The organism is Geminisphaera colitermitum TAV2, from assembly GCF_000171235.2.
Taxonomy (GTDB): domain Bacteria; phylum Verrucomicrobiota; class Verrucomicrobiia; order Opitutales; family Opitutaceae; genus Geminisphaera; species Geminisphaera colitermitum.
Window position 1 is genome coordinate 1 of sequence record NZ_ABEA03000003.1, and the last position, 6273, is coordinate 6273.

At 62.5% G+C, this 6273-nt stretch carries 3 protein-coding genes and 1 pseudogene; 1 reads left to right on the plus strand and 3 read right to left on the minus strand.

What is annotated here, in order from left to right; all coding sequences use genetic code 11:
• Positions 1-535: NAD-dependent epimerase/dehydratase family protein (locus tag OBACDRAFT_RS26040; RefSeq protein ID WP_157836840.1), on the plus strand; the 535-nt coding region annotated here is incomplete at its 5' end.
• 95 nt (positions 536-630) lie between these two features.
• On the opposite strand, the pseudogene nifJ reads toward OBACDRAFT_RS26040, so the two are convergent.
• The 3 genes and pseudogenes from nifJ to OBACDRAFT_RS00030 all read right to left on the minus strand — a co-directional run bounded on the left by nifJ (position 631) and on the right by OBACDRAFT_RS00030 (position 6263).
• Positions 631-4259: pseudogene (gene nifJ / locus OBACDRAFT_RS31085) on the minus strand (pyruvate:ferredoxin (flavodoxin) oxidoreductase).
• Positions 4260-4994: 735 nt separating this feature from the next.
• A complete protein-coding gene (locus OBACDRAFT_RS00025) occupies positions 4995-5387 on the minus strand; it encodes a cytochrome C oxidase subunit IV family protein (RefSeq protein ID WP_052360759.1) in 393 nt (130 codons plus the stop codon).
• 15 nt (positions 5388-5402) lie between these two features.
• Positions 5403-6263 (minus strand): cytochrome c oxidase subunit 3, encoded by an 861-nt coding sequence (locus OBACDRAFT_RS00030; RefSeq protein WP_043581868.1) that lies wholly within the window; start codon positions 6261-6263, stop codon positions 5403-5405.
• Between the last annotated feature and the right edge of the window lie 10 nt (positions 6264-6273).

Below are 6273 nucleotides of genomic sequence, written 5' to 3' on the forward strand. Positions count from 1 at the left end.
GCTCCGCACGGTGGCGTTGAGGCCGCATTTGATCTGGGGTGTGGGAGATCCGCATTTGGTGCCGCGGGTGTTGGAACGGGCGCGGGCGGGGAGGTTGCGGATCGTGGGCAATGGGTCGAACCGCGTGGACATGGTGCATGTGGAGAATGCGGTGGACGCGCATTTGCTGGCGGAGCGCGCGCTGGCGGATGAGGGGTCGGGGGCGGGGGGGCGGACGTATTTTGTGACGAATGGGGAGCCGGTGGTGTTGTGGGAGTGGATTAATGATTTGCTGGCGGCGTTGGGCGAGGCGCGGGTGGAGCGGCGGGTGTCGTTGGGCGCGGCGTCGGCGGTGGGTGTGGCGTGCGAACTGGCGTGGCGGGCGATGTGGTGGCGCAGGGATGATCCGCCGATGACGCGGTTCGTGGCGGCGGAACTGGCCAAGGATCATTGGTTTTCCATCGAGCGGGCGCGGCGCGATTTGGGGTATGAGCCGCGGGTGTCGATGGAGGAGGGGACGGCGGAGTTGGTGCGCCACTTGCGGGGCGCAGGGTAAACAAGAAGCCCCGCCGGTGTTGCCGGCGGGGCTTTGTTGTTTGCTGAGGGAGTCGGACTGAGAGAAAGGGCGTAGTGCCTTTTTCGTTACCCGGCTTATTTGGCCGGAGGTGGTGTTGCCGGAGCCGCAGGCGCTGGCGTTGCGGCGGGAGCGGCGGCGGGCGGCAGCGTGGCGAGTTGCTTGTAGTGCTCAAGGTTGCTGGCAACCGAGGCCTGCGCTTGTTCGGCGAATTTTTTAGCGCGGTCGGGATGCAGGCGGTAGAGGAGCTGGTAGCGGTTCTCGGTGCTCTTGAACTTTTCCAGCGCTTCCTTGGGCATCGCGGAGTCGAGCGTCATCGGGGCCTGGCCTTGCCTGGCCTTGAGCGGGTTGAAGCGCAGGAGGGGCCAGTAACCGGTCTCCACCGCCAGCTTTTGCTGGTCGAGGGAGTTTTCCAGTTTGTAGCCGTGCGCGACGCAGGGCGAGTAGGCGATGATGAGCGCGGGGCCGTCGTAGGCTTCGGCTTCGAGGAGGGCTTGCACGGTCTGCGAGTCCTTGGCTCCGAGCGCGACGCGGGCAACGTAAACGTGTCCGTAGGTCGCGGCCATGAGGGCGAGGTCCTTTTTCTCGGTTTCCTTGCCGGCGGCGCTGAATTTGGCAATGGCCCCGAGGGGCGTGGATTTGGAGCGCTGGCCGCCGGTGTTGGAATACACTTCGGTGTCGAGCACGAGGACTTTGACGTTGGTGCCGATGGCGAGGACGTGGTCGAGGCCGCCGAAGCCGATGTCGTAGGCCCAGCCGTCGCCGCCGAGTATCCACACGCTTTTGCGCACGAGGTAGTCGGCGAATTCGGCGAGGCGGGTGATGCGTTCGTCCGCGGTGTCGGTCTTGGCGAGGTCGGCGAGGATTGGCTTGAGCGCGGCAACCTGGACGCGGGCGGCATTGATGCCGGCTTCCTTTTTCTGGTCGGCGGCGCGGAAGGCTTCGACGAGTCCGGCGGGAAGTTTGCCGTCGGCGGCGAGGGCGTCGAAGAGTTGCAGGGCCTGGCGGGCGAGTTGATCGACGCCGGCGCGGATGCCGAGGCCGTATTCGGCGTTGTCCTCAAAGAGCGAATTGCTCCAGGCGGGGCCGCGTCCGTTGCGGTCGGTGCAGTAGGGCGTGGTCGGGAGGTTGCCGCCGTAGATGGAGGAGCAGCCGGTGGCGTTGGCGATGAGGAGGCGGTCGCCGAAGAGTTGCGTGAGGAGCTTGACGTAGGGCGTCTCGCCGCAACCGGCGCAGGCTCCGGAGAATTCGAACAGGGGCTGGCGGAATTGCGCGCCTTTGACGGTGTCCTGCAACACTTCGACGGGGGGGGGGGGAGGTTCAGGAAGAAGTCGAAGTTTTTGTTTTCGGCTTCGCGGAGCGGGGCCTGCACGGCCATGTTGAGCGCCTTGTGATTGGGATCGGTCTTGCTCTTGGCGGGGCAAACCTTGGCGCAGAGCGAGCAACCGGTGCAGTCGTCGGGCGCGACTTGGATGGTGAAGGCGTGGTCCTTGGTCGCGCCGCTCTTGAAGGGAACGCTCTTGAAGGTCTCCGGTTTGCCGTCGAGCGCGCTGTTCGGGTAAACGGCGGCGCGGATGGCGGCGTGCGGGCAGACGGTGGCGCATTTGTTGCACTGGATGCAGAGCGAGGCGTCCCAGACGGGGATGTCGGGAGTGAGATTGCGCTTTTCCCAAGCGGCGGTGCCGGTGGGCCAGCCGCCGTCGGGCGTGAAGGCGGAGACGGGCAACAGGTCGCCTTCGCCGGCCAACATGCGCGCGGTGATGCGTTGCACGAAGTCGGGCGCGAGGGGCGAGACGGTGGGGGGGCGTCCGAGCGGGTTGGTGGTGGCGCCGGGGATTTCGACGGTATGAAGGGCGGCGAGGGCGGAATCGACGGCGGCCCAGTTTTTCTGGACGACGGCTTCGCCTTTGCGGATGTAGGATTTTTTAATGGCTTTCTTGATCGCGTCGATGGCGACGTCGCGGGGGAGGACGTTGCTGAGGGCGAAGAAGCAGGCCTGCATCACGGTGTTGATCTGGCCGCCCATGCCGGCGGCGCGGGCAACGGTGAGGGCGTCGATGGCGAAGACTTTTAGCTTCAGGTCGATGATGCGCTGCTGCATCTCGCGGGGGAGCATGTCCCAGGCCTTGGTGGCGTCGCCGGGGACGTTGAGCAGGAGCGTGGCGCCGGGGCGGGCGGCGGTGAGCACGTCCATTTTCTCGGCGAAGGGGAAGTGGTGGATGGCAACAAAATCGGCCTGCGTGATGAGGTAGGGCGCGCGGATGGGCTTGGGGCCGAAGCGGAGGTGCGAGATGGTCATCGCGCCGCTCTTCTTGGAGTCGTAAACGAAGAAGCCTTGCGCGTTGAGCGGGGTGTCTTCGCCGATGATCTTGATGGAGTTTTTGTTCGCGCCGACGGTGCCGTCGGAACCGAGTCCATAGAAGATGGCGCGGCGGGTGTCTTCGGCTTCGACGCTGAATTGTTCGTCGTAGGCGAGGGAGAGGCCGGAGATGTCGTCGTTGATGCCGATGGTGAAGCGGCGGCGGGGGGCGGCGAGGGCGAGTTCGTCAAAGACGGCCTTGGCCATGGCGGGAGTGAATTCCTTGGAGCCGAGGCCGTAGCGTCCGCCGATGAGGGTGACGTTGCCGGCGAGGGGCGATTCGGCGACGGCGGCGACGATGTCGAGGAAGAGGGGTTCGCCGAGCGCGCCGGGTTCCTTGGTGCGGTCAAGGACGGCGATGCGGCGGACGGTCTTGGGCAACGCGGCGATGAGCGCGGCGGCGTCGAGCGGTCGGTAAAGGTGGACGTTGAGGACGCCGGTTTTGTTGCCTGTTCCGTCGGCGTTGAGGGCGGTGGCGGTCTCGATGCAGGTTTCTGCGCCGGAGCCCATGACAACGATGACGCGGTCGGCGTCGGGCGCGCCTTCGTAGTCGTAAAGGTGATACTGGCGTCCGGTGCGGGTGGCGAGGTCGTCAAAGGTTTGCTGGACGATGTCGGCGACGGAGGCGTAGTAGGGGTTGGAGGCTTCGCGGGCCTGGAAGTAAACGTCGGGGTTTTGGGCAGTGCCGCGGATGCTGGGGGCGTCGGGGGTGAGGGCTCGTTTTCGGAAGGCGGAGATGTCGTCTTGGGGCAGGAGGGCAGCGATGTCTTCGTCGGAGAGGAGGGCGATCTTCTGGATTTCGTGGGAGGTGCGGAATCCGTCGAAGATGTTCATGAAGGGGACCCGAGATCGGAGGGTCACAACGTGGGAGACGAGGGCGAAGTCCTGCGCTTCCTGGACGTTGGAGGCGAAGAGCATGGCGGAGCCGGTCTGGCGGCAGGCCATGACGTCACCGTGGTCGCAGAAGATGGAGAGGGCGTGGGTGGCGAGGGAGCGGGCGGTGACGTGCAGGACGAAGGGGTGGAGTTCGCCGGCGATCTTGTAGAGGTTGGGGATCATCAGCAGGAGGCCCTGCGATGCGGTGAAGGAGCTGGCGAGGGCGCCGGCGTTAAGCGCACCGTGGAGGGCGCCGGCGGCGCCGCCTTCGGACTGCATTTCGATGACCTCGGGACGGTGGCCCCAGAGGTTTTTCTTGCCGGCGGCGGACCACTCATCGACCCATTCACCCATCGGCGAGGAGGGGGTGATCGGGTAAATCGCGAAGAATTCGCTGATTCTGTAGGCTACGGAAGCTACGGCTTCATTGGCGTCGAGTGTGGCGGTTGTATGAGATATGGTCTTAATCACGTCGTTACAGGGGATGAAGGTTGGTCGTATGGTCGTTTTCTGTCCTGTACCGCCACCATACGCCTCCCCGGGCGGCGCTTCTCAGCGAGGCTTGTGCAAGCCTGTGCATTTCTTGCGGCCCATTAGCACAGAGCCGACTGGTGGCGCAGCCCGTGCGTAGCATGGACCTGTGCAAATGACGGGTCCGTCATAGGGGAAAACAACCGGCGCGTATCTTCCCCACAATCCGGAGAAACGGGATCGGCGGAGGAGGGGAGTCGGAGTTGTTTTAAGTTAAACTTATCTTGTGATTGCTGAGAATGATTTATCTAGCTGGAGCGACTTCCAATCCGACCTTGGCCGTCCACTTCGTGCTGCAAGATGGCCGATCCAAAAAATACAGGGAGGTTCTAAAAATTCATTTTTGCACAGAAGATAACCAAGAAAACGAAGATAAAGACAGGGAACATAATTTGTTTTAATTTATTTATTTTCAATAGGTTGTTAAAAACAGAAGTTCCATCTCAATTGGTTGTCTTCGTTTTCTTCGTTACCTTCTGTGCAATTTTCAGAACATCCCTACAGGTGATAGTCGTCCTATAAACCGTAATAATCATATTGGTGTTCGGAATCCATATCGCTTTATTATCAGGTAGCGGCCGACTTATATGCGGGAATTACAAGCATATACGGGGAGGGCGGGTGCAGCTGCGCCCGTTCGGAATCGGAAGGGCGGCGTTGCACGCCGTCGGCGGGTCAGGAGACCCGCCCTCCAGAGAATGGGAGCAGGCGGGGGACGGCGGCGGTTTCGTCGATGGACGTAAGGGGTTTGCTGTCACCCATGGCAAACAGGGCGATCAGGGCGGCAACGGTGGCCCCGGCAAGGAAGAGCCCGATGAAAAACAATATCGTGCAAAACAGGCGGTCCCATTTCAGGTGCATGAAACAGAAAATCACGAAGAGAAACTTCACCGCCGAGAGCGACGCCAGCAGCGCGATAATGAGCCACTTGGCGAAGGGGAGATACACCAGCACGATCTCCATGCCGGTAATGGCCGCGAGGACGAGCGCGATCTGCACAAAGATGTGAAACTTGCTTTTGTCGTGCAAGTGGTCGCTGGGGGCTACGGTGGCGGCAGGTAGGGACATGGTCGTGCGTGGTTGTTAGAGATACTCCAGCAGGTAAACGATAGTGAAAATGACGATCCAGACAATGTCCACGAAGTGCCAGTAGAGGCCCATGGATTCGACGTCGATGGCGTTGGCCTCGCCGAAATCGACCGCCGGACGGAAGCGCGCCAACACGACCAGCACGAGGCCCGCCGCGAGCGTGCCGGCGAGGGCAAACGGCTGGTGCGTGAGGCCGTGCGCGAGCGCGGCGGGGTTGAAGCCGCCTTGTTGCAGGGCGTGGACGACGTCGAGGGTCAACGCCATTGCAGACACCGTGCCGATGACAAAGGCAAGGAAGTGCAGCGCGGCTCGTCCGAGCCAGCGGCGCGAGGGATCGGCGGGCTTGAAGGTGCGCACATACATGAGCACGAGCCAGACAACGCCAATCGCAACGTGGCAGCCGTGCGTGCCGGTCAGCGTGTAAAAGGTGGAGCCGAAAATGGCGTTCGATAGCGTGAGGTCTTTCTCGTGCACGAAGTGGTTGAACTCGTACACCTGGCACCCGAGGAAGATCAGGCCGAAGAATGTGGTGCCGAGGAGCATCTTGCGCGTGGCGGCGATGTTGCCCTTCTGACATGCGTTGACGGCGAGCGCCATCAGCAGCGACGACATGAGGAGGATGAAGGTCGAGAAGGAGGTGAGTTCGAGGGAAAAGATTTCCTTGGGATCGGGCGAGCCGGGCGTGGGGTGGAGCCGGTAAATGACGTGCGTGGAAATCAGCGTGCCAAAAAACATGCAGTCCGACGCGAGGAAGGCCCACATGAAGAGTTTTTTGTTCGGGATGCCGGTCGCCGTCGTTGGGTCGTGGTGATGGTCGATATTGGCGGGGCCGGTGGCGGAGATTGCGTGATTCATCGGAAGGGGG